Origin of the sequence: Brevibacillus borstelensis (assembly GCF_003710865.1) — a bacterium.
In the GTDB taxonomy this organism is placed as follows: Bacteria; Bacillota; Bacilli; order Brevibacillales; family Brevibacillaceae; genus Brevibacillus; species Brevibacillus borstelensis.
This window is the reverse complement of sequence record NZ_RHHO01000033.1, coordinates 24481-46028: the sequence shown is the minus strand read 5'-3', so window position 1 is coordinate 46028 and position 21548 is coordinate 24481. Positions and strand designations below refer to the sequence as shown.

Genomic DNA, 21548 nt, shown 5'->3' with positions numbered 1-21548 from the left:
GCTACTCCTCGTCTATGGGAAAAATCTGCTTTTTCTTGGCGTTCGCCATTCCGCTCCGAAATGCGATGAATTTAAATGGAGTACGCAGCAAACTGTTAAAGACATCGCTCCAGACGCGTGGAATACCTGTGCTCATATAAGGCGTACCGAGCGAGGTCAGATTGAGCAAGTGGGCAAACATCAGAGCAAGCATCAACATTTGTCCGTACATCCCCAAGAACCCGGCCGACAGAATAAATCCGTAGCGAACCAGCCGAATGGCATTGCTCATGAGGAAGTTGGGCGGGACAAAGGACAGAAGAGCAGAGACGGACACGAGAACGATCAAGATATTGCTGGCAAGGCCCGCCTGTACGGAGGCGGTCCCGATCACGATACCCCCGACAATACCGATCGTCTGGCCGATTTTGGTCGGCATGCGTATTCCGGCCTCACGGAGAATTTCGATGACAAGCTCGATGATCAGCACCTCGATTACAGGCGGAAACGGCACTCTGTTGCGCGATTCGGATAAAATCGTCAGCAGTGGCGGGGGCAGCATTTCCGGGTGATAGGTTAATACCGAAACATAGCTGGAAGTGAGCAAAACGGTCAGGAAAAGTCCCAGGAAACGGATCATCCGCAGCAGGCTGGCTGTCGACCAGCGGTTGTAAAAATCCTCCGGGCTGCTGAATAACTCCAAAAAAGCAGCGGGACAAATGGCCGCTTCCGGACTTCCGCTCAAAATGAGCAAAATGCGCCCATCCAGCAAAGCCGCCGCCGCATTGTCCGGCCGTGTGGTGAGTCCAAACTGGGGAAATGGCGAATAAGGCTTGTCCTCCAGCATCTGCTTCAAAATCGGCATCCCGACAAAGCCGTGATATTCCGTATTTTTAATTCGTTCCTGAACGCGAGTGATATTTTCCGGGTTGGCGATGCCTTCTAGGTACAGGATGGCTACTTTGTTTCTGGATTGAGTCCCGATGCTATGTACCTCGATTTTCAGGTCAGGGTTTGCGATCCGGCGGCGAATCAGCGAGAGATTCACCTCAAGCATTTCCACAAATGAATCCTGCGGACCAAGCACCGTCGATTCCGTCTCCGGCGGGCTGATCGTACGGTGCGGCGCTTTGAATGTATTTACCTGCAGCACCTCGTCCCGCTCGGGAAAGATGAGAATCGTATGTCCACGCAGCAGGTTGTCCGTTATCTTCATTTCCTCATCGGGATTGACCAACTGGCCCAAGGGAAGGGCTCGCACAGGGCGGCGCCCGTCTTCTCGCTGAAGAGGAAGAAGGATGCTCTCGTAAATATTGGACTCATCTACCAAGGTATTCAGAAAGTAAACCTCTACAGGTTCATCGTTCATCGACAGATGGAGAACTGTAAAATCATCCACGTTTTGCATTCGCGCTTGCAGCAAGGCTCGGACCTTGTGTGCAGCCTGTTTTGGGCGCCTTTTCGCAGAATGGCCAGAACCGGGACGTGTCAGTACCTTGTCAGCGTTCTTTCTCCACCACGCTTTTACATCCATGGATCCCGCCCCCTGTGCACAGGAAAATCCTTCTTACTTTGCCCATCCCTGGTCAAATTATCCAAAAGGAAAGCGGGGACGATGCGCCCTCGCGCCTGCCCCCGCTTTTGCTTTGCCGTATAGGATACCCCTATGTCAAGCAAATTGCCGGCTCAGATTTGCCATTTCGATGGCTGCCGAAGCCGCTTCCCAACCTTTGTTGCCTGCCTTGGTCCCCGCTCGTTCGATCGCCTGCTCGATCGAGTCGGTCGTGAGTACGCCAAAGATAACGGGAATCCCCGTATTCAGCGAGACCGATGCTACCCCTTTGGCGCATTCGCTGCACACGTAATCAAAGTGCGGAGTGGAACCGCGGATGACCGCTCCCAGGGTCACGACTGCATCGTACTTTCCGGACTCCGCCATCTTTTTGGCGATCAGCGGGATTTCAAATGCCCCCGGCACCCAGGCAACCTCTACCGCGTCTTCCTCGACACCGTGCCGCTTCAATGCATCGAGAGCGCCACCGACGAGCTTGCTGACAATCAGCTCGTTAAATCTCCCTGCGACAATCCCGACACGCAAGCCAGTTCCGATCAAATTTCCTTCCCAATGTTTCATGATCCTTCACTCCCCTGCAAACTGGAGCAGATGGCCCAGTTTGTCCTGTTTTGTGTGCAAATACTTTTCATTTTCGGGATGCTCCGGCATTTGCAGCGGAACCCTTTCGGCGACCTGCATTCCATAGCCGGAAAGGCCGCGAATTTTGCGCGGATTGTTCGTCATCAGCCGCATCTGCTTTACGCCCAGATCGAGCAGAATTTGCGCCCCGATCCCGTAATCGCGAAGATCAGCGGGAAAACCGAGCTTTTTGTTGGCTTCCACTGTATCATAGCCCTGCTCTTGCAGCCGGTAAGCCTTCAGCTTGTTGATCAGTCCGATGCCCCTGCCCTCCTGGCGCATGTAGAGAACGATGCCTCGGCCCTCGGCCTCGATCATGCGCAGGGCAGCATGCAATTGCGGGCCGCAATCGCAGCGATGCGAACCGAATATGTCCCCGGTCAGGCACTCCGAATGGACCCTTACCAGGACGGGCTTGCTGCTGTCAATCTCTCCTTTTACAATCGCCACATGCTCCTTGCCGTCCAGTTCATTGGTGTAGGCGACAATGCGAAAATCCCCGAAGGCGGAAGGCAGCTTGGCCTCTGCTTCGCGCTTTACCAATCTTTCATGCTGCATGCGGTACTCGATCAGGTCGGCAATCGTGATCAGCTTCAGCTCAAACCGCTTGGCGATCTCGATCAACTGCGGAAGGCGAGCCATTGTCCCGTCCTCGTTCATGATTTCGCAGATGACGCCAGCCGGCTTCGCTCCGGCCAGCCTGGCCAGGTCGACTGCTGCCTCGGTATGTCCTGCGCGCCTCAGCACGCCTCCTGCTTTGGCGATCAAGGGGAAAATATGTCCCGGACGGCGAAAATCGTCTGCGCCTTTGCTCTCGTCCAGCATGGATTGCACCGTATGGGAGCGCTCATGCGCAGAAATGCCTGTATGCGTCCCAGTTTCATCGATAGAGACCGTGAAGGCAGTGCCTTGGCGATCCGTATTTGCTTCCACCATGGGAGCCAGCTTCAAGCGTTCCGCATGCTCTTGTGTGACAGGGACGCAGATCAAACCGCGTCCGTGCATTGCCATAAAATTGATCATCTCCGGCGTTGCCGCTTCGGCCAGGCAAACGAAATCGCCTTCATTCTCCCGATCCTCGTCATCCACGACGATGACAGGGCGGCCGCTTCGCAAAGCCTCAATCGCCTCTTCAATGGTATGAAACATCGTTGTTCCCTCCTTAAGCGAAGCCGTGTTCCTGCAAAAAAGCCAGGTTCAGGCCTGCTGGTGCTTTCTGTTGTTCGCCCGGAGTCCTGCCGCCAAGCAGCCTCTCCACGTATTTGGCGATCACATCCGTCTCCAGATTGACCGGATCGCCGACCTGTTTTTCCAGCAGATTGGTCTGCTTGAGCGTATGCGGAATGATCGAAACGGACAGGCTCTCCTCGTCAACGGCCACTACGGTCAAACTGATGCCGTCTACAGTGATCGAGCCGCGCGGCATTACGTAGCGAAGCAGGTGCGGTTTCGCCTGGATCGCAAATCGCACCGCATTGCTGTCCGTTTTTTTGGAGAGGATTTTTCCTGTGCCGTCTACGTGGCCCAAGACCAGATGGCCGCCGAGACGATCTCCGAGCTGCAGCGCCCGCTCCAGGTTGACACGCATCCCCGGCTTCAGGCTGGACAGGGCCGTCACCCGCCACGTTTCCGGCATGACATCTGCCTGAAAGCGGCTCGCGGAAAACGAGGTGACCGTCAGACAAACGCCGTTGACAGCGATGCTGTCACCCAGGCGAACATCCTCCAAAACGGCCGCGGCCCGTATCGTCAGCTTGCTGGACCGCTCGGTGACCGCAATGGAATCTACTGTACCTACTTCTTCAATCAATCCGGTAAACACGGCTTCCCCTCCTATCATTTGCAGCCCGCATTCCTGCGCGTTTCGCTATTGCTGGCTCCATCCGGCCATACCGGATAGCCGGTAATGCAAAGATCGCTTCCTCCGATCGGCTCGACATCCACGTCCGCCAGAGAGATGGCTTCCCCCATATGAGCTGCGCCCAGTCCCCCGTAGGGAGCAGGCGCCCCCTGTCCGCCGATCAGCTTGTAGGAGAGAAAATGCACGACCTTTTGAATGGCCCGTGCCTGCAAAAAAGAGCCGTTGACCGCCGCTCCGCCTTCGACAAACAGAGAAGTGATCCCTCTTTCCCCCAGCACCGCAAGCACCTGCTCGACTGTTACGCGCCCTTCCAGTCTCACAATCTCGGCCCCGTGGCTCTCGAGCTCTTTTTGCCTGCCGATGGGTGCGTCATCCGCTGTGAAAACGAGCGTCGGTGCCTTGCCGTCCCGTATCACGCGGGCTTCCGAAGGGGTCCGCAGCTGGTTGTCGAGAATGACACGAAGCGGCTGCTTTCCCCTGGCTATTCCCTGTTGGCGGGCCGTGAGCTCAGGGTCGTCCGCGAGCACTGTCTGAACCCCAACCAAAATAGCATCGTGCTCTCGCCGTAGCTGATGGACCCGCTGGCGGGCCTCTTCACCCGTAATCCAGCGGCTGTGCCCCGTATGCGTAGCGATTTTCCCATCCAGCGAAGCTGCCGTTTTGACGGTCACAAACGGTGTTTTCGTCGTGATGAAATGGAAAAAGACTTCGTTTGCCTTCTTCGCCTGTGCTTCTCCCACTCCCACTGTTACTTCCACACCCGCCTGTCTGAGGCGAGCGATTCCTGTACCGACGACAAGCGGATTCGGGTCCGCCACTGCAACCACTACTCGCTTGATGCCGGCTTCAATGATCGCATTCACACAAGGAGGGGTTCTCCCATGATGACTGCAAGGTTCCAATGTGACGTAAAGCACGGCATCTTTCGCATGCTCACCAGCCATCCGCAGTGCATGCACCTCGGCATGTGGTTCACCCGCTTTTACGTGAGCGCCCATCCCCACGACTGCTCCGTCCCGGACGACAACGGCTCCCACTACCGGATTGGGACTGGTTTGTCCTCTTGTCGCCCTCGCCAAGTCCAGTGCCAACGCCATATACGACAAGTCATTTCCTGACATGAGTTCCTCTCCTCCCCAATGAAAAATGCCCTCGAAGCACGCTTCAGGGCATTGGGAAAGAAGCCTCTCGTTTTTCTGTTTTTTCACAGAGAAACGAAGGCCACATGCACCTTCTCCCATCCGGACTGTAACCGTCGGCCTTGGATTTTCACCAAGTCAGTCGCTCATGGCTTCAGCCATGGGCGAGTCGCGGGCTCAGACGCTGCTTTCGTCATTACCGCCGGTCAGGAATTTCACCCTGCCCTGAAGGTCATCTATTCATTTGCTGCCGAGCCGCCAGCCCGCAATCACGAGCCAGGAGACTACCAAGGCATGTCTCCTACTTCCTGTCGCGCGAGTCGCCATCACCCTTTCCCAATAAAAAATGCCCTTGAACAAGTTTCAGGGCATAGAAGAAGAAGCCTTTGGTGCTCGGTTTTTTAAACAAAGCCAAAGACTATAGCCACCTTCTCCCATCCGGACTTTACCGTCGGCCTTGGATTTTCACCAAGTCAGTCGCTCACGAAATATCTTTCATGGGCGAGTCGCGGGCTCGGACGTGCGTTCGTCATCACCGCCGGTCGGGAATTTCACCCTACCCTGAAGGTTGGATATTCAGTTGCTTGCATTATAACACGTTTTTTTACAAGCACTACACTTTTTTATTGGAAGTCGGCAGTTTCCCTCCTGTCGGCAACTACCGCTTTGTCATCCATGGTCGCAAGGCAAAAGCAAGCCAGCGCAAAGCATTGAAAGATTTGCCCTGCAAAATGCTCTCTCCCCACCTGCTTCCCAAGACAGGGACGATTCTGTCCAAATCCTCATTGTCCAGCCTCTCCACTGCCCTGCGTAAAACCAGTGAATTCTCGTAACTGCGCCGTAAAGGCTGCGTCAATTCTTCATAAGCGCCCTTGCCGCATATATCATACGCTGCATATATGCCTGTCAACAGCGCCGTGAATTGGCCAAATCCCAAGAAGGGCATCAGTGCGCCAAAGCAGTTTCCGACAAAAAACGTATTGCCAATCCTCGCCCTGCGGCAGATGCCGATCGGGTATCCGGTCACATGAAAGTGACTGGTAATCCTGAGCGGCTGACGCAGGTCCCGGCAAACCCGCTCGTAAAATAAACCCCAGCGCTCGTCGACATCAAGCCGGTCATTCTCTGGATAGTCGGGGTAGGCCATGACCAGGTTCGCTTCCGTGTCCGAAAGCGGGAGCAAATAGCCGTATCCCTTTTCCATATAGCTGTAATCCAGCCATGCACAAGGCGTGTACCTGTCAAAGTCTCCGGTTACCATTGCACCTTTTAGCGACACGGTCAGGTCTGTCCGGAAGTTATGCATTTTCCTTGTGTACTCCCCGTCTCCTGTGGCGACTACTACGTGCGTGTACTCCATCAGCAATTCCTCGTATGTCGCTTTGGACCGGTACTGGATGGCACTTTTTACCTGCCGGCCGAGCTGCCTTTCAAAAGCGTGCTCATGTCTGCCGCGGTAATTGATAAATCCCAGACTTCCTTCGATTTCCGCCTTTTGGCTCTGCGAGAACACCAGCAGCCTTTGGATGCTCGCAGTCGGCTTGAGGTAAATGCCGTTTTTCTCCGCGAAAAAGGCAACCGGATCCGTAATCGGCTTTTGCAAAATGGAGAGCATGGATTCAGCGTTCACAAAGCGGTCGCCTAACCGCTCCCTCACTTCGAAAACGGCGGGCGATATTCCGTGTTTTTCAAGTGTGATCGCGCAGGCCAAGCCTGACAGACCGGCGCCCATAATCGCAACCTTCACGCTTTCATCATCCGTTCGTCTGTTTTCCTAACATTCTTGACGAACCGACACCTTTTATTCCCTCTATCAGTTTCCTCCCTGGAATCTTCCTCCTCCATGTTTTGGAAATGCCCAAACGAGCACTCCCCGAAGCAACGGGAACGTGCTCGTTTTTGTAGCAGCCGCCTGTTTGGCTCTTTTACGGCTGCCTGGATACGTCTTCCGGTCTGGGCACATCCGGCTTTCCTTCCGGATTGTTGTACAAGTACTGAGGCACATCGCCAATGATCAGCGAATGGGTAATGGGAATCTTCGTCGTGATCGTCTTCTGGTCGGTGGCAAAAGGAATCACGATGCGCAAGTCCACTTCAACAAAAATGTAGACGGTTGCCAGGACCATATTGATGCCGGCCTCGGTCAATTCCGTCTCCAGCTTCGTCTTGACAGATCCGATCGGCACAAACGTCACCGGCAGATCCGGACCCATTTGCGCCAAAAAACTGCTGCCTGTCGCCAGCCCCAAAGGGATATAGCGGTCTACCTTTTCCTCTTCAAACTCCCTCAGCCGGTTCTGTACGCGGGAGGTGGTCTCCCCTACGATCCGGGCATACTCCTTGAAGTTGAACTGGTACGCCTGGATTCTCCCCTGATTGTCTTTTTCAATTTTGACGATCTGGTTGAAATCTACCCCTTGCTGGGCAATCCGCTTGGTGACCGCATCTGTAATCGCTTGTTTGGCCAACTGCTCGGCTTTTTGGGTTGCGAGAATCTTCAGCGTCGGTTCCAGGCGTTTTTCGATAAAAAACAAAAATTGAATGCTCATCGCCAAAAAAATGACCAGTGCGATAAAAAACGCTTTCGAACGAGAAAGCGGGTTCCTCCACCGCCGACGGGGTCGAAACACGGCCACGCCCGTCACCTCCCAGTTGGTACATCCTATGGCTGGGAGGCGCAAAAAATACGTAACCAAAAAGGAGTTATGACGGAATTTCGTATACATCCAGCGCGGCTTGCAGAGCTTCTCCGCGATGAACCTTCGCTCCCATGCGGATCAGCACCGCCTCAAGACCTGCCAACACGTGCAGGACATTCTTTTTCCGGCAACTGAAGCCCATCGTGCCGATGCGCCAGCATGCCCAGGTCAAAGTAGTTGCTGCGGATCCTCCGCTCTGACGGCTCAGAGAGATTCCCCGCCAGCCCGCGCTCCACGCTTTTTCTTTCCTGGATAATTCGCTCAGCCCGCTCATTGTAGGTGATCGGAGCCATTCCAGCGGGAACGGACAAGCACTTTTGCGTTCCGCCGACGACCGCATCGAGCATCCACCCGTCCGTATCGACAGGCGATCCCCCGAGCGTAGCCACAGCGTCTACCACGAGCAGCGCCTCCCGCTCTCGGCACGCATGTCCGACCCGGGCTAGCGGCTGCATGCAGCCGGTCGAGGTTTCGCCGTGCACGATCGCTACAATTTTCGGGCGGACGCGGTCCATTTCCCTGATGATCTTCTCTTCATCAAACACTTCGCCCCACGGCGCTTCCATGGTGTGCACCTCCGCACCTGAACGCTGGGCAATCTCCGTCAGAAGATGGCCAAATCGACCGTAGATGGGAACGAGCACTTTGTCGCCCGGTTCGATCAGGCTGCACAGCACGGCCTCAAGCCCCGAGCGGGAAGTCCCGTCGATCGGATACGCCCACTGATTGCGAGTGCAGAACAATTCTCGCAGCATTTCCATCACGCGATTCATCATATCGGTAAATTCGGGATCAAACTGCCCCAGTACAGGAGTTGCCATAACCCTCAATACCCGCGGGTCTACCTCAACCGGACCCGGAGTCATGATCGTGCGAAGCGACGGGTTTACTTCCTTCCATCTGCTCACTTGTTTACCCTCCTCGGCTTTTCTATTGTTCCTATTGTTTTTCGTTTTGCCGTCTGTTTCCCCTGCATAGCAAAAACCCTCTGAACCAATAAGGTACAGAGGATTTCTGCTCGTTCTATTTCACGCCGTCGATAAACCCGAGCGACAGCCACGGGAAGACAGCGAGCAGCACAATGAACAAAACCATGATAACCGCATACGGCGCGGCGCCCCGAACGATTGTGGATATCGGCGACGACGGGTCTACGCCTTTGAGCACGAACAGGTTGAGTCCGACCGGCGGCGTAATCAACGCCAGCTCCATGTTGACGACCATGATGATGGCAAACCAGATCGGGTCGAATCCCAGCGCTGTGATGATCGGATACAGGATCGGCAGCGTAATGACGAGAATGGATACCGTCTCCAAAAAGCAGCCCAGAACGAGCAGCAGGATATTGATGAGAATGAAGACGACCCATTTGGAAACAGGCAGGCTTGTCGCCATTTCGGTCATGGCCTGCGGGATTTGCAGCGATGTCAGGATAAAGCCGAACAGCATCGCCCCCACGATGATAAACAAAATCATCGCATTGGTTGCCACCGTCGAGAGCAATATTTTCTTGATGTTGTCCCAGGACAGGCTGCGATACACGAGTCCGGCTACGAGTGCGCTGAAGACGACACCGGCAGCAGCGGCTTCTGTCGGGGTAAAGATACCGGAGTAGATGCCGCCGATGATCAGTACCGGCATCATCAGCCCCCATATCGCTTTGCGTGTCCCTTGCCAGCGCTCTGCCCAGGTCGCTGGCGCCTCCTTGATGTGCCGCATTTTCCAGGAGGCGTATCCCATGAAGATCAGCAGCAGCAAGATCCCCGGAAGGACACCGGCGATGAACAGCTTTCCGACAGATTCGCCAGTGACTGAGCCGTAAATGATCATCGGCACGCTCGGCGGAATCAGGATACCCAAGGTTCCTCCCGCAGCGAGCAGGCCAAGCACCGCCTTTTTGTCATACCCGCGCGCCGTCATCTCGGGGATCGCCACCATCCCGATCGTGACCGCAGTCGCTACGCTGGAGCCGGAGATCGCAGCAAAAATTCCGCAGCACACCAGCGTCGCCAGGGCCAAGCCCCCGGGCAAATGACGCAGCCAGCGGCTTGCCATCTCATACAGCTCCTTGCCGACTCCGCTGAACAAAAGAATTTGACTCATCAGCACGTACATCGGCAAGGCGCTCATCGTAAAATCATCCAATGCCTTGTAGGCAATGATAGGGACTTGAGAAAGCCCGAGAGCCCCTCCGTTGAACCAGTACATGCCGATTGCCGCCAGTACCGCGAGAGTGAAGGCGACCGGCACCCCTACCAGCATCAGCGAGGCCATTCCTCCCGCAAAAAACAATCCCATTACGCCTCGCCTCCTTCCTGTCCGCGAATGTAGTCAACCAGTTGCAAGAGGAAGGCGAGACCGAGCAGCACGCCGCCGATGGGCAGCAGCATTTCCGGAATGTACATCGGGATTTGAAGCAGGGAAGCGGAGGTGAATCCCAGCTCCATCGACTGTTGGACATGCTCCCAGCTCAAATAGCAAAACACCAGGCTGAACAAAAGACCGATCAGGGCCGATGCGATCAGCATCCAGCGGCGCACGGTCGCAGATACGTTGTGCAGCAGCAGGTCCACCTTGATATGGGCGTCCACCCGAACCGCGTAAGCCGCTCCGATGAAGCAGCTTCCCATGATTGCATAAATGGTAAGCTCGGTTGCCCAAATCGTCGGCGCGTTAAAAAGAGAGCGGGAGACGATCTCGTAAAAGGTCATCCCCGTTGCCAATACGATAAAGATACCGGCGATCACTCCGCCGAACTTGATCAAACTGTCGATCCAGCCATACAACACTTGAAAAAATTTCATGAAAACGTCCCCTCTTTGCTCCTCGCCTCAGGCTTTACTTGATGTTTTGCAGATCTCCCAGCAGTTCTTTGCCCAAGTCGCCGGCAGTTTTCAGGTACTCGTCCCAGGCTGGCTTGGCCGCTTCCTTCCACGCAGGAAGTTCCGCCTCTGGCACAACGTAGACTTCCATTCCTTTTTGCTTTAACTCGTCGGCGGTTTTCTTGTCTTCTGCTTCAGCCTGCTGGCGAATCCAGTCTTCCGTCTCTTTGGCTGTAGTGGTTAGCAGCTCCTGAGTTTTTGGCGGCAAAGCATCCCAGTACTTCTTGTTGACGGCAAGTACGAACTCCAGATAAGCGTAGTTGACGACCGTTAAATATTTGGACACCTCATCGTATTTCCGCTGAACCATCGCTGTCGTACCAGAGGTCGCACCGTCGATTGTCTTGCGCTGCAGAGCCATGTAAACCTCGCCTGCTCCCATAAAGACCGGTGCCGCGCCATACGCCTGGATCATCACGGACGGAATATGGCCGATACTGCGAATCTTCAGACCCTGAAAGTCTTCCGGCTTGGTCAACGGACGTGCACTGTTTGCAAATTGCGCGTACCCATAGTCCGCAAACAGCAATACCTTGGCACCCTTCTTCTCCATTTCCGCGTTCAGCTTCTCGCCGACCGATCCGGACAGCGCTTTCCCCGCCAATTCGTACGAGGTCGGAAGCGCAAACGGAACGTCGAACAGTCCCATTGCCGGAACCACAGATGCCCACAGCGTCGTGGAGTTGACGCCCATTTCCACGCCGCCTGTCAAAATGGCCTGGTTCATTTCTTTGTCAGAGAGCAATTGGCCGGCAGGATACACCTGCACTTTTACCTTGCCGCCGGAGCGCTCGGTTACTTTTTTGGCAAACTCCTCGATTCCCTTGGAAATATGGTGATCCTGCGGCAGGTTGTAAGCCAGACGAATCGTCGCTTCCTGGTATTCGTCTGTAGCCGCCGCCGTGCCGCCTTGCGAGCTGTTCGCTGCAGGAGCGCTTCCGCTGCCTCCGGCCCCGCTTTGCGCAGGGGCTCCTCCACAGCCTGCCAGCAGTCCTCCCAGCAAACTGATTGCCGTCAGTACTCCTATCCATTTCTTTTTCATGGTCGAAACCCTCCTCTTTTATTTAAAAGCCAATCGTCGATTGCTCTTTCTTTTCTACGAGACGGATGCGCCCGAGCGGCATTCTCATCGAGAGGCTGACGGCGTACTCCGAAGCGTCTAAAAGTTTTGAAAATTCAATACCTGTCTTTACCTTCATCCTCTCAAACATATACACGACGTCTTCCGTCGCTACATTGCCCGCAGCTCCGGGCGCAAACGGACAGCCTCCCAAGCCCCCTGCAGCCGTCTCAAACGTCCGGATGCCTGCGGTATATGCCGCATACGTATTGGTCAAGGCCAGGCCGCGGGTGTCGTGAAGATGCAGGGACAATCGCTCAGAGCCCACCGCTTTGACCAGGCGATCACAGAGCGAGAATACTTCATCCGGGACGGCGATGCCGATGGTGTCAGCGATGCTGATCTCTCCTGCGCCCGCATCAAGCGCCAGCTCGGCGAGCCGCACCACGACATCCGGGTCCACTCTGCCAGCAAACGGACAGCCGAAGCTGGTCGCAATGGAAAACCTGAGCAAGCGTCCCGATTCACCAGCCAACGGGACCAGCTCGCGGAACGCCTCCAGGTTCTCCTCAATCGTCTGGTTGATATTCGCTTTGTTAAAGGCCGGACTTGCCGAAGTCACCCAGTTGATCTCGCCCAGTGCGTAGCCGGCTGCCCGTTCGTACCCTTTCCGGTTGGGAACGAGAGCGCTGAACGAAACATGCGGAATGTCAGCCAGCGACCTCGCGACCTCTTCGGCATCCGCCATCTGCGGTACCCGCTTGGGATGGACAAACGAAGTGGCTTCAATCCTTGTCAGACCAGCGTCGGCCAGCATGCGAATCAACTGCTGCTTTTTCTCCGTAGGAATAAACCCCGCCTCATTCTGCAATCCGTCTCGCGGCCCTACCTCCAGAATGGTTACATCTCTCGTCATATCGCTCTCTTCTCCTTCAGCATGGCCAATACGGCCGGGTCCAGCTGGAGCAGCTTTTCGAAAATCTCCTCGTTGTGCTCTCCCAGAGAAGGCCCTACCCACTCATGGGTACCGGGTGTTTCGGAAAGCTTCGGCACTACGCCGGGAAAGAGCACCTTTTCACCGTCGGGCAAATCAATTTCTTCGACCATCCCGCGCTCCCGATAATGCTCGTCCTGGACGATCTCCTCGATGCTGTAGATCGGTCCGACGGGAACAGCAGCCTCGTCCAGCAACCGCTGTGCTTCCTTGAGCGTATGCTGCTTTGTCCACTCCTCGATCACCTGATCGATGTAGGCGACGTCTTCCGCCCGTCCCTGATTGTTCGCATAGCGCGGATTTTCCGCCACATCGCTTCGTCCGATCGCATGCATCAGCCGTTTGAAAATGCTGTCGCCGTTTGCTCCGATCACGATGTATTTCCCGTCAGCGCACAAATACGTGTTGGACGGCGCGATTCCCGGGAGCGTGCTCCCTGTTCTTTCGCGGACGAGCCCTTTCAAGTCGTATTCCGGCAGGACGCCCTCGAGCAGGCTGAAAACGGCTTCATACAACGCCACATCAACCATCTGTCCCTTTTTCTCAGGTGACCTGTCTCGCGCGTGCAAGGCCATCATCCCGCCAATCACGGCGTACAGCCCCGCGGTCAAATCGCCGATGGCGACACCGACTCGCACTGGCGGCAGTTCGGGGTAGCCGGTCAGATAGCGCAGGCCGCCGATGGCTTCAGCCACGCTTCCAAATCCGGGTTTGTTGCGGTAGGGACCCGTTTGGCCATAGCCTGAAATCCGCACCATGATCAAGCCGGGATTCAGTTCGCTGAGGACATCGTACCCGATCCCCCACTTCTCCAGCGTTCCGGGTCTGAAGTTCTCAATGATGATGTCCACTTCCCGGGCCAGGGAGCGAATAATCTCCTGCCCTTCCTCCATGCGCATGTCTACTGTGATTGATTTTTTGTTGCGTGCCTGCACATACCACCAGACAGACGTGTCTTTGTGCATCGTCCGCCAGTTGCGCAAGGGATCGCCCTTTTCCGGGGTTTCCACCTTGATTACTTCCGCGCCGAATTCAGCGAAAATTTTACCGGCAAACGGTGCGGCCACAAGCGTTCCCAGCTCCAGGACACGCACGCCTTGCAGCGGCTTCGTCGTAGTCATTGGCCCCTCCTCATTGATCATCTGCTTGTTTTCGATCGGCTTCCATGCACAGCTCAAAATCGCGTGTGATGTGCTCTGTCATTCTCGCTTTGGCTTCTTCTCCATCCTGCCGGGCAATCGCCTCTACGATGGCCTGATGCTCGGAGATGACCGTTTCCGGCCGGCGAGGGTGAACCTCCAGGATGGCATTGCGGTAAAACGAGATCAACACTTTCAGTTCATTCATGATTTTTGTCAGGTACGGATTCTTGCTCGCTTCCGAAATGCGCTGGTGAAACGTGAAGTTCAACTCGTGCGTGCGCCGAGAGTCACTGGGGTAGTTCAGTTCCTTCATCCGTTCCAAAAGGTCCCGAAGCTCTCTTACCTCCGCCTCAGTCCTGCGTTCGGCAGCAAACATGGCTGCGGTCGGCTCCAGACTCAGACGGCACTCATACAGATGAGTAAAGTCGTCCGGAGTGGGCTGGTAGACGGTTACGCCTCCCTGCGCCTGAACGATAACTAAGCCGTCCTTTTCCAGACGGCGGATTGCTTCTCGAATCGGGCTCCGGCTCACGCCAGTTTCTTCGCAAATCCTCTCTTCAATCAGTCGCTGACCCGGGGCTAGGCCGCCAAACAGTATCTGTTCCCGCAAATACTCGTACACCTGGGACTGGAGTGTCTCACTCCGCTTGATCATTTTGGCCATAAGCTCAACCCACCCCAAACATGAAAACTGTATTCTGTATACAAAGATGTTTTTAAAATAGTAATACAATTGCAAAAAGAGTGTCAATTATGTTTGTTCAGCATATGAAACGGAATGTTACTCTTTCCCAGCAGAAAAACGCTCACAGGCGAATCAACAGCCCGCGAGCGTTTTTTATCATGCGACCAGCCTTACCCCTGGCCTGTCTTTTTTCGAGCAAACAAGTACGTACCCGATACCGCGAGCACCAGCACCGCCTGCGAAACGGCAACCATGGCAAACAGGCCATAAGCCTGAAAAATCATCGGGGACAGCAAAAAGCCGAGAAAAAACCCTCCACGCGTCAGCAGTGTCTGCATCCCCAAGGCACGCCCGCGAACCGTATTGTCCGCCTGTTGCACGATCGTCCTCTGAAACACCTCCCGCCATCCCTCCAGCACACCGGTCACGGTTAGCAGCAGCAGGATGATCAGCTGATGCCACCCGGCAAAGGCGAGCGAGATGACTATGGCCATCGCGAGCAACGAGATGCTCAGTGCCGAAAACTCCTTCCAGCCAAGACGCGGCGCCAGCCACGCCCCGACGAGTGTGCCGACACTCAAGAGCGACCACATCAATCCGTGAAAAGAAGCGTGGGATCGGACCGACATTTCAGCGAGCAGCGGAAGGCCATAGTTGTACGCCGCCACGCTGACGGTCCAGAAGAAAGACAGGATTATCACCGCAAGCAAGACATCGTTTTGCCGCAGATATGACCAGCCTTCCTGCAGGTCCTTTATCCAGGAAACACGCTGCCGCTTGTGTCTGGTCGCTGCCGGATAACTGTCCCACCGCAGCCGCACCAAGACAAGCGCAGAAGCAAAAAACGTGGCGGCGTCAAACCCGATGACCCATATATGCCCGAACAAGTCGCTGGCCACCCCGCCGAGGACAAATCCGATCATTCCTGCCACTGCCTCCAGCCGTACAATCAATCCGTTCACAGCAGCCAGCCCTTCTCCCGGAAACAGCTTCGGCATCGGTGCCCGAAAGCTGATCTGGAATACGCTGAACAGGATGCCTTTTACAAACGCGGCAGCCACCACCGTATACGGATGCGGAAAGAGGACGACAGCCGCGATCGCCAGGCCCGAGCCGAGATCACTTGCAATCATTGCCTTTCGCCGGTCAAAGCGGTCGGCCACTACCCCCGCCGCCAGACTGAACAGAAGGCCTCCCACTTGTCTGGCAAGAAAAAAAGCGGTCAGCCACATCGCACTATTTTCAAAAGTAAAAATCAACGCGGAAAACGCGATTAAATCCATACGCGACCCAAGGTCGGACAAGGCATTTACATACACGTACCACTTTCTTGTTTTCATCTGCTAAACCCCCTGATCGGTCAGACGGTTCAGCTCCTACGCCCCTGTTCAGGGCGTTTGTACACTGATTATGGCAGTTGACATGCGCAAGCCTCCTTTGCCTTATACACGGGTCTTGATCCATCATTGCTTTGCTGGAAAAGAGAAATCACTGTTTGACAGGGGCGTCCTCCCCAAACGTCTGCATGGACACGATTTGTGTCTCTCTTTCATGATATACCTGTTTGCTCTCTTCTCCAACGCCAAAACGTCAAAACAGCAAAAACATTTTGTCGTCTCCCTTCACACCTTCCCGATTTTACACATACAGATAAGCGAGAAAAACTACGCTTTGGAGGATGCAAATGATTGTAGAGGAAATTCGTAACGCCTTTGCTATACTGACTGAGCCAACCCCCAGTGAAATAAAGGAGGTTTTGTCCCGCCTCCCGCTCAGTGCGGACGCATTCGCTTCCTGCATGCCGTCCTCCGACGGACTTCCTTACGGCAGAGAAGTCCTCTTTCGCACGAACGATGTTGAAATCGTTCTCATTTACCTTCCGCCCGGCCACGAGTCCGCCCCTCACGACCACGGTTCGTCGTTTGGGTGGGAATACGTGCTCCAGGGTGAATTGATGAATATCAATCATTCCGTCATCCCCGGCTCTTCCCGCGCCCCCGCTTACGTCAGCGTACAGGAAACAATGTCTGTTGCATCTGGACAAGTGTACTTTATTGAAAAAGGACAGATACGACAGACTCCGGTCATCTCTTTGAACGTCTATTCGCCGCCACTGTCTGGCTGCAAAGAGTATCGCATCTCGCCTGACTGTCTTCTGCCTGAAACGGAGAGCACCGGAAAAGGCGCTGCCCTCTGACTGTGGGGCAGCTTTTTCTTTTCATCAAGCAAACATTTTACTAGATCCGCTTCGAAGTGGTATGGTGGGGGGAGGGAGTGATTTGCGTGAAACTAAACAAAGGTGACGTTCTTTTTCGGCAGGGAGAGACGGGGCCGCTGTTTCATCTCCGGACCGGCCTTTTGAAAGTGGTTCGCCTGCAAGAGGACGGATCGCCCTTTCTTTTTAACCTGATCTTGCCCGGAGAAACTATACCTCACCATTCCTTGTTGACGGCAAAAGAGTACCATGGCACTGCCGTTGCCCTGATGAGCTGTGAAGTCGATGTGATTACTCCGGCTGAATGGTACCGGTCCCTGGAGGAAGACCCATACAAATACAGGGAGATTGCCCTCCAGCTCCAATCGAAGCTGCGGTTTACCCAACAGCGCATGGACCAGCTCACTGCCTCTTCTCCAAAGGAGAAGCTGGCTCTGATGACAGAGTGGTTTGGCAAATATATTGGAAATTACCCGATTACCGATCTGCTGACCCAGGAAGAAATCGGTCAATTCCTCGGTTTGCGCAGGGAGACCGTCAACCGGTTACTGCGGAAACAAACATAAGCACACCCGCAAAGGTGTGCTTGTTTCCTACAGATTTTCCGTGATTTCCGACAACTGATCAGCGGAAATCGCTACCTGTGAAACGGCATGGTTCATCTCTTCCATCACGTGGAAAAAGTTCTCAAGCTCTCGCTGGATCCGGCTGCTCTGCTCTTTGCTGTCTGTGACAGCACTGCGAATTTCATCGAAAAACCGGTTGGTCTCGCTGGTCATCGTCGTACTAGACGCAACCAGCTCTCGTACTTCGGCCACGACAGCAGACAGGCTGGCCGTCTGCGCATTCGTTTTTTCGATCAGCTCGGTCACGCCCGACACCGACTGCTTCGTCTGTTCAGCCAGCTTTCTCACTTCCCCGGCGACGACGGCAAAGCCGCGGCCCTGCTCTCCGGCACGGGCTGCTTCAATCGCAGCATTCAAGGCCAGCAGGTTTGTCTGCTCGGCAATCGCCGTGACCACATCTACAATCCCGCGAATTTTCTCCGAGATCTCCTCCAGTGTCCGCATTTCCGACGCGATCTGCTCAGCGCTTTGCTGGATCAGCTTCATTTGCTGCTGCTGATTTTCCAGCTTCTGCTTGCCCTCATCAGAGAGGTGCTGAGCCTTGTTGGAGAAACCGGTTCCGTTCTCCGCATAACGCAGCACCTCCCGCGACTGCTCGGTCAATTGATGCACGGATGCGCTCGTCTCCTCGGAAACTGCCGCCAGCTCATGGGCGGAGTTGGAGAGGACGACCCGCAGCTCGTCCTTCTTGCGTTGGGCCTCCTGCCTTATTTGTTCATGCTTGTTTTCGTACTCCTCCAACACGATTTGCTGCTCAATGTTTAAAATCTTCGTGACAACGGTAATCGCACGGATACATTCACGCTTGTCCGCGATTTCCCGCTCCAAAAGATTGATTAAGGATACAAGCAGGTTTTGAAAGGCGCACATATACCATTTCGGCTCCAGACCGATCTTCAAATGCATGACCGCGATTCGGCTGCGCTGTTCAATATAGCTGTGATCAATCTTTCCGCTGAACATCTCCGTGATATGCCGGGTCAGCGTTCCCTTCAATCTTTCAATCGTACTGTTCTTATCAATGATAGCCATCAAAGACGGCTCTTTTTCCAGGTTTTCGTAGAAACAATTTACAATATCGCCAATATTTTGAACAACGAGCGGTTGCAGCATTTTTACCGCGGCCAGATCATCCTCAGTCAGATCAATCAAGGATAATTGCTTTAACAGCTCAGACTTTGATTCAATTATCACTTCTCCTGTTTCCATCTTGCCGTGGAAAAAGGATTCCGTCTGCTTGCTTTTTTTTAAGCCAAACCAGCTGGAAAACGGGCACTTGCTCATTGTATGGTCTCCTTTGGAATCTTTCGTTTTCACTGTATTTACAGTAACTATACTATAATTTTTTCCAGTTTGGTATGCCCTCCCTAGATAAAAATGCCCAGCACGACGAGAAATTTTACCGTTTTCCGCAAGCGAACAAGGACTTCCTTCCCTCTCTTGTGCGGCCGTACCCCTACCATTGTATCCCAAACCAGTCCACAATGTTAACGCTTTCAAAAAATAGAGCGAAAATCTCTACTCAGGAAGACTTAAAACCCATCGTGCAACAAAAGCCGGTAACTGAGGCACACTATTCCATGTAGCGGCCCGGACAGACGCTCTCTCAGCGGCTTCACTGAAAACTCATCTGCTCCCCTTCTTGTTGGAAACAGGGCTAACGGACAAACGCAGCCTCATACTTTGGTCTAAACAACCTTTGGATGAGGAGGGCGTCGCCATGAAACGATCTACCCCGGAGCACCCAAACCGTCGCTCCCCGAGCGAGTCGGCTCTGCGCTCGGCCTGTGATTTTCTGATCCACCACGTATTTCCGCGTGTGAACAGACAGGCAGGACAAAAAGTCCGGTCTGGCGCAAGCAGCGATACATCAATTCCTGGCAGGAGTATGGCGTATGAAGATTCGTCTCGTCCAAAACGGAATGATCACCCTGATTGACGATATTGAACAGACCCAGTTCCCGCCGAGAAACGGCTTTTATTGGATCGATGCCTCGCTGTTTGACCTCGATGTGCTGCAGCACCTCTTTGGCCTGCACGACTTGGCGATCGAGGACTGCATCGACGAGGAGGAGCAGCGCCCGAAGCTGGAAGTGTACGAGGACCATTACTTCATCGTGATCAACAGTGTGGAATTTGGGAACCAGGATATTTTTTTGCGCGAGGTCAATCTGTTTCTCGGCGGTCACTATATCATCACCGTTGCAAAGCACGACACCGGCCTTTACCCGCGGGTGCTGCAAATTATCAGAGAAGAAGAGGTCAACCGGCCGGATGCCTTTCTTTATCATCTGGTGGATCAAATTGTAGAGAGTTTTTTTGAGGTCGTGGAGAAAATCGAGGACTTGATCGAAAAGCTGGAGGAAGAAATCCTGGTGAATGCAAAAAAGGCGCAGCTCCACCAGATTATCGGACTGCGGAGTGAAGTGTTGTATGCACGTAAAATGCTCTTGCCGCAGCGGGATCTGATCGATGCTCTGCACAAAAAAGATCTGCCGTTGATCGACCGCAAACTGCGGAAGTATTTTGGAGACATCCTGGAAAACGCAGTAAAAATCGTGGAGAGCTTCGAAACGTTCCGGGAGCTGATCGGCAACCTTCGTGAAGCCTATCATTCTTCGGTAGCTGGCCGTGCCAATGATATCATGCGGATTTTTACAGCATTGACCACAATTTTCATGCCGCTCACGATTGTGACCGGAATATACGGCATGAATTTCGAGTATATGCCCGAGCTGAAATCTCCGCATGGCTATTATATCGTTTTGGCCTTTATGGCTTCTCTGGGAATCGTCATGTACCTGATCTTCAAAAAGAAGGAATGGCTCTAACGGTACGGGCGGGCACGGACGCTAAAACAGCCCGTCGCAGGAGACGATCATCAGGTGGAGCCGTTTGGATAAATCGTATTCATACGGATTTGCTACGGGACTTCCGCTCTCATCGTACAAGATGCGAACGATCGGTCTGCTCGGTGTCCCCTTGTTGTAGTCCACGACAACGCCAGACTCACCTGTATTTAACACGACCGTCAATCCCAGCGGGTAAAGCGCAATCGTATCGCGAAGTCTTTCGACATATTCTTTGGCGTACAGTGTCTCGACACCTGTGTACAAAAGCTCCATCGCCTCGTGGGGCAGCATGGGCGGTCTATAGACGCGATGGGTCGTCAGCGCGTCAAAAACGTCGCAGACCGCCATCAGTTGCGCGTAGGGATGGATCTCGTCTCCCTTCAGCCCGCGTGGATAGCCTGTCCCATTTATTCTTTCGTGATGCTGAAAAGCGCAATGTGCCGCCAACAGCGGAATGTCATCCTGGCGCCGCAGCATTTCAAAGCCTATTTCTGTGTGCTTTTTCATTGTTTGAAATTCATCATCGGTCAGGCGTCCCGGTTTCTTCAGAATTTCATCGGGAATCGACATTTTTCCGATATCGTGGAGTATGCCTCCCACGCCGATATCCAGCACTTCTCTCTCCCCAAAATCGGATTTCAGGGCCAAGGCTGTAGAATAGAGCATCACATTAAATGAATGCGCGAAAATGTAATGGTCGAACGCGCAGGCATCAGCCAGCAGGTTCATGGCGGAGTCCTTGCCCTTCAGTTCATCTGCGACTGTCGCAAGTACCTGCCTGATTTGCCTGCCAAACTGCCTGTCTGAAAACATTTGCTGCCATTTCTGGGGACTTTGGTGGGAAGCGCGGAATGTCTCGTTGATTAGCCCCATTGCTTCCCGCCGTGTCTCTTCCGAAACGGGCGCCTCTACTACAATATCCTCTGTCCGTTTGTCCTGTATGTATACATTGGTGATGTTCATATTGATCAGCCGATTGATCATGCGCTGTGTCAGGCTTACTCCTGCGCCTACCAGGATGGTTCCGTTCTCCGCGTAGACAGAGCGAGCCAGCGTGACACCAGGCTGACATTTATGAATAGAGAGTAATCTCATTTCCATTCTTCGCCTTTCTTTCAAAGTACCCCTATTATACCGCGATTCAAGATTCTTCTACATTTCTTTTTCCTGATTTTGTTGTATTTTGTCGAAAAAACGCCTCGTCCCCAGGACAAAGGCGT

Annotated in this window: 20 protein-coding genes, 1 pseudogene and 2 riboswitches; of the genes and pseudogenes, 4 read left to right on the top strand and 17 right to left on the bottom strand. The window is 54.0% G+C overall.

The window, feature by feature from the left end:
- Nucleotide 1: 1 nt before the first annotated feature.
- The 15 genes and pseudogenes from EDM54_RS16175 to EDM54_RS16105 all read right to left on the bottom strand — a co-directional run bounded on the left by EDM54_RS16175 (nucleotide 2) and on the right by EDM54_RS16105 (nucleotide 15975).
- Nucleotides 2–1513 (bottom strand): spore germination protein, encoded by a 1512-nt coding sequence (locus tag EDM54_RS16175; RefSeq protein ID WP_003392337.1) that lies wholly within the window; start codon nucleotides 1511–1513, stop codon nucleotides 2–4.
- 135 nt (nucleotides 1514–1648) lie between these two features.
- Nucleotides 1649–2113: a 6,7-dimethyl-8-ribityllumazine synthase gene (ribH, locus tag EDM54_RS16170; RefSeq protein WP_003392339.1), complete on the bottom strand. Its 465-nt coding sequence runs from the start codon at nucleotides 2111–2113 to the stop codon at nucleotides 1649–1651.
- A gap of 6 nt (nucleotides 2114–2119) precedes the next feature.
- Nucleotides 2120–3322 carry a bifunctional 3,4-dihydroxy-2-butanone-4-phosphate synthase/GTP cyclohydrolase II gene (locus EDM54_RS16165; RefSeq protein WP_003392341.1) on the bottom strand — a complete coding sequence of 401 codons (1203 nt, stop codon included), beginning with the start codon at nucleotides 3320–3322 and terminating at the stop codon, nucleotides 2120–2122.
- A gap of 13 nt (nucleotides 3323–3335) precedes the next feature.
- Complete coding sequence (locus tag EDM54_RS16160; protein ID WP_024983072.1) at nucleotides 3336–3995, bottom strand: riboflavin synthase; 660 nt, start codon at nucleotides 3993–3995, stop codon at nucleotides 3336–3338.
- Between the two features lie 14 nt (nucleotides 3996–4009).
- Nucleotides 4010–5155, bottom strand: a complete 1146-nt coding sequence (gene ribD, locus EDM54_RS16155) for a bifunctional diaminohydroxyphosphoribosylaminopyrimidine deaminase/5-amino-6-(5-phosphoribosylamino)uracil reductase RibD (protein WP_122958455.1) — start codon at nucleotides 5153–5155, stop codon at nucleotides 4010–4012.
- Nucleotides 5156–5259: 104 nt separating this feature from the next.
- Nucleotides 5260–5410, bottom strand: a riboswitch (FMN riboswitch).
- A 185-nt stretch (nucleotides 5411–5595) separates the two neighbouring features.
- A riboswitch (FMN riboswitch) is annotated at nucleotides 5596–5746 on the bottom strand.
- A gap of 85 nt (nucleotides 5747–5831) precedes the next feature.
- Nucleotides 5832–6920 (bottom strand): NAD(P)/FAD-dependent oxidoreductase, encoded by a 1089-nt coding sequence (locus tag EDM54_RS16150; RefSeq protein WP_031932728.1) that lies wholly within the window; start codon nucleotides 6918–6920, stop codon nucleotides 5832–5834.
- 178 nt (nucleotides 6921–7098) lie between these two features.
- Entirely contained in the window at nucleotides 7099–7818 is a 720-nt protein-coding gene (yunB, locus tag EDM54_RS16145) for a sporulation protein YunB (RefSeq protein ID WP_031932729.1), read from the bottom strand.
- 58 nt (nucleotides 7819–7876) lie between these two features.
- Nucleotides 7877–8738, bottom strand: a pseudogene (locus tag EDM54_RS16140) (pyridoxal-phosphate-dependent aminotransferase family protein).
- A gap of 157 nt (nucleotides 8739–8895) precedes the next feature.
- Entirely contained in the window at nucleotides 8896–10170 is a 1275-nt protein-coding gene (locus EDM54_RS16135; protein WP_003392358.1) for a TRAP transporter large permease, read from the bottom strand.
- A complete protein-coding gene (locus tag EDM54_RS16130) occupies nucleotides 10170–10676 on the bottom strand; it encodes a TRAP transporter small permease (protein WP_024983070.1) in 507 nt (168 codons plus the stop codon). Before EDM54_RS16130 ends, EDM54_RS16135 begins: the two co-directional genes overlap by 1 nt.
- 34 nt (nucleotides 10677–10710) lie before the next feature.
- On the bottom strand, nucleotides 10711–11796 hold the full coding sequence (locus EDM54_RS16125; protein WP_024983069.1) for a TRAP transporter substrate-binding protein: 1086 nt from the start codon (nucleotides 11794–11796) through the stop codon (nucleotides 10711–10713).
- A gap of 22 nt (nucleotides 11797–11818) precedes the next feature.
- Nucleotides 11819–12730: a hydroxymethylglutaryl-CoA lyase gene (locus EDM54_RS16120; RefSeq protein WP_024983068.1), complete on the bottom strand. Its 912-nt coding sequence runs from the start codon at nucleotides 12728–12730 to the stop codon at nucleotides 11819–11821.
- Complete coding sequence (locus EDM54_RS16115; RefSeq protein ID WP_003392364.1) at nucleotides 12727–13929, bottom strand: CaiB/BaiF CoA transferase family protein; 1203 nt, start codon at nucleotides 13927–13929, stop codon at nucleotides 12727–12729. Before EDM54_RS16115 ends, EDM54_RS16120 begins: the two co-directional genes overlap by 4 nt.
- Nucleotides 13930–13939: 10 nt before the next feature.
- A complete protein-coding gene (locus tag EDM54_RS16110) occupies nucleotides 13940–14614 on the bottom strand; it encodes a GntR family transcriptional regulator (protein ID WP_003392368.1) in 675 nt (224 codons plus the stop codon).
- Between the two features lie 191 nt (nucleotides 14615–14805).
- Entirely contained in the window at nucleotides 14806–15975 is a 1170-nt protein-coding gene (locus tag EDM54_RS16105; RefSeq protein WP_122958454.1) for an MFS transporter, read from the bottom strand.
- A gap of 344 nt (nucleotides 15976–16319) precedes the next feature.
- Between EDM54_RS16105 and EDM54_RS16100 the strand changes: the two genes are divergently transcribed.
- Both EDM54_RS16100 and EDM54_RS16095 read left to right on the top strand, forming a co-directional pair.
- Entirely contained in the window at nucleotides 16320–16832 is a 513-nt protein-coding gene (locus tag EDM54_RS16100) for a cysteine dioxygenase (protein WP_170208333.1), read from the top strand.
- Nucleotides 16833–16918: 86 nt separating this feature from the next.
- Complete coding sequence (locus tag EDM54_RS16095; protein WP_003392371.1) at nucleotides 16919–17416, top strand: Crp/Fnr family transcriptional regulator; 498 nt, start codon at nucleotides 16919–16921, stop codon at nucleotides 17414–17416.
- A 27-nt stretch (nucleotides 17417–17443) separates the two neighbouring features.
- On the opposite strand, the gene EDM54_RS16090 is transcribed toward EDM54_RS16095, so the two are convergent.
- Entirely contained in the window at nucleotides 17444–18760 is a 1317-nt protein-coding gene (locus tag EDM54_RS16090; protein WP_122958452.1) for a globin-coupled sensor protein, read from the bottom strand.
- Between the two features lie 436 nt (nucleotides 18761–19196).
- On the opposite strand from EDM54_RS16090, the gene EDM54_RS26535 reads away from it, so the two are divergent.
- Both EDM54_RS26535 and corA read left to right on the top strand, forming a co-directional pair.
- Nucleotides 19197–19415: a hypothetical protein gene (locus tag EDM54_RS26535; protein ID WP_141334135.1), complete on the top strand. Its 219-nt coding sequence runs from the start codon at nucleotides 19197–19199 to the stop codon at nucleotides 19413–19415.
- Nucleotides 19372–20307 carry a magnesium/cobalt transporter CorA gene (corA, locus tag EDM54_RS16085; protein WP_024983064.1) on the top strand — a complete coding sequence of 312 codons (936 nt, stop codon included), beginning with the start codon at nucleotides 19372–19374 and terminating at the stop codon, nucleotides 20305–20307. Before EDM54_RS26535 ends, corA begins: the two co-directional genes overlap by 44 nt.
- Before the next feature lie 21 nt (nucleotides 20308–20328).
- Here corA and EDM54_RS16080 read toward each other — a convergent pair whose 3' ends face one another.
- Nucleotides 20329–21423, bottom strand: coding sequence for an HD-GYP domain-containing protein (locus EDM54_RS16080; protein ID WP_031932735.1), 1095 nt, complete (start codon nucleotides 21421–21423; stop codon nucleotides 20329–20331).
- Nucleotides 21424–21548 lie beyond the last annotated feature (125 nt).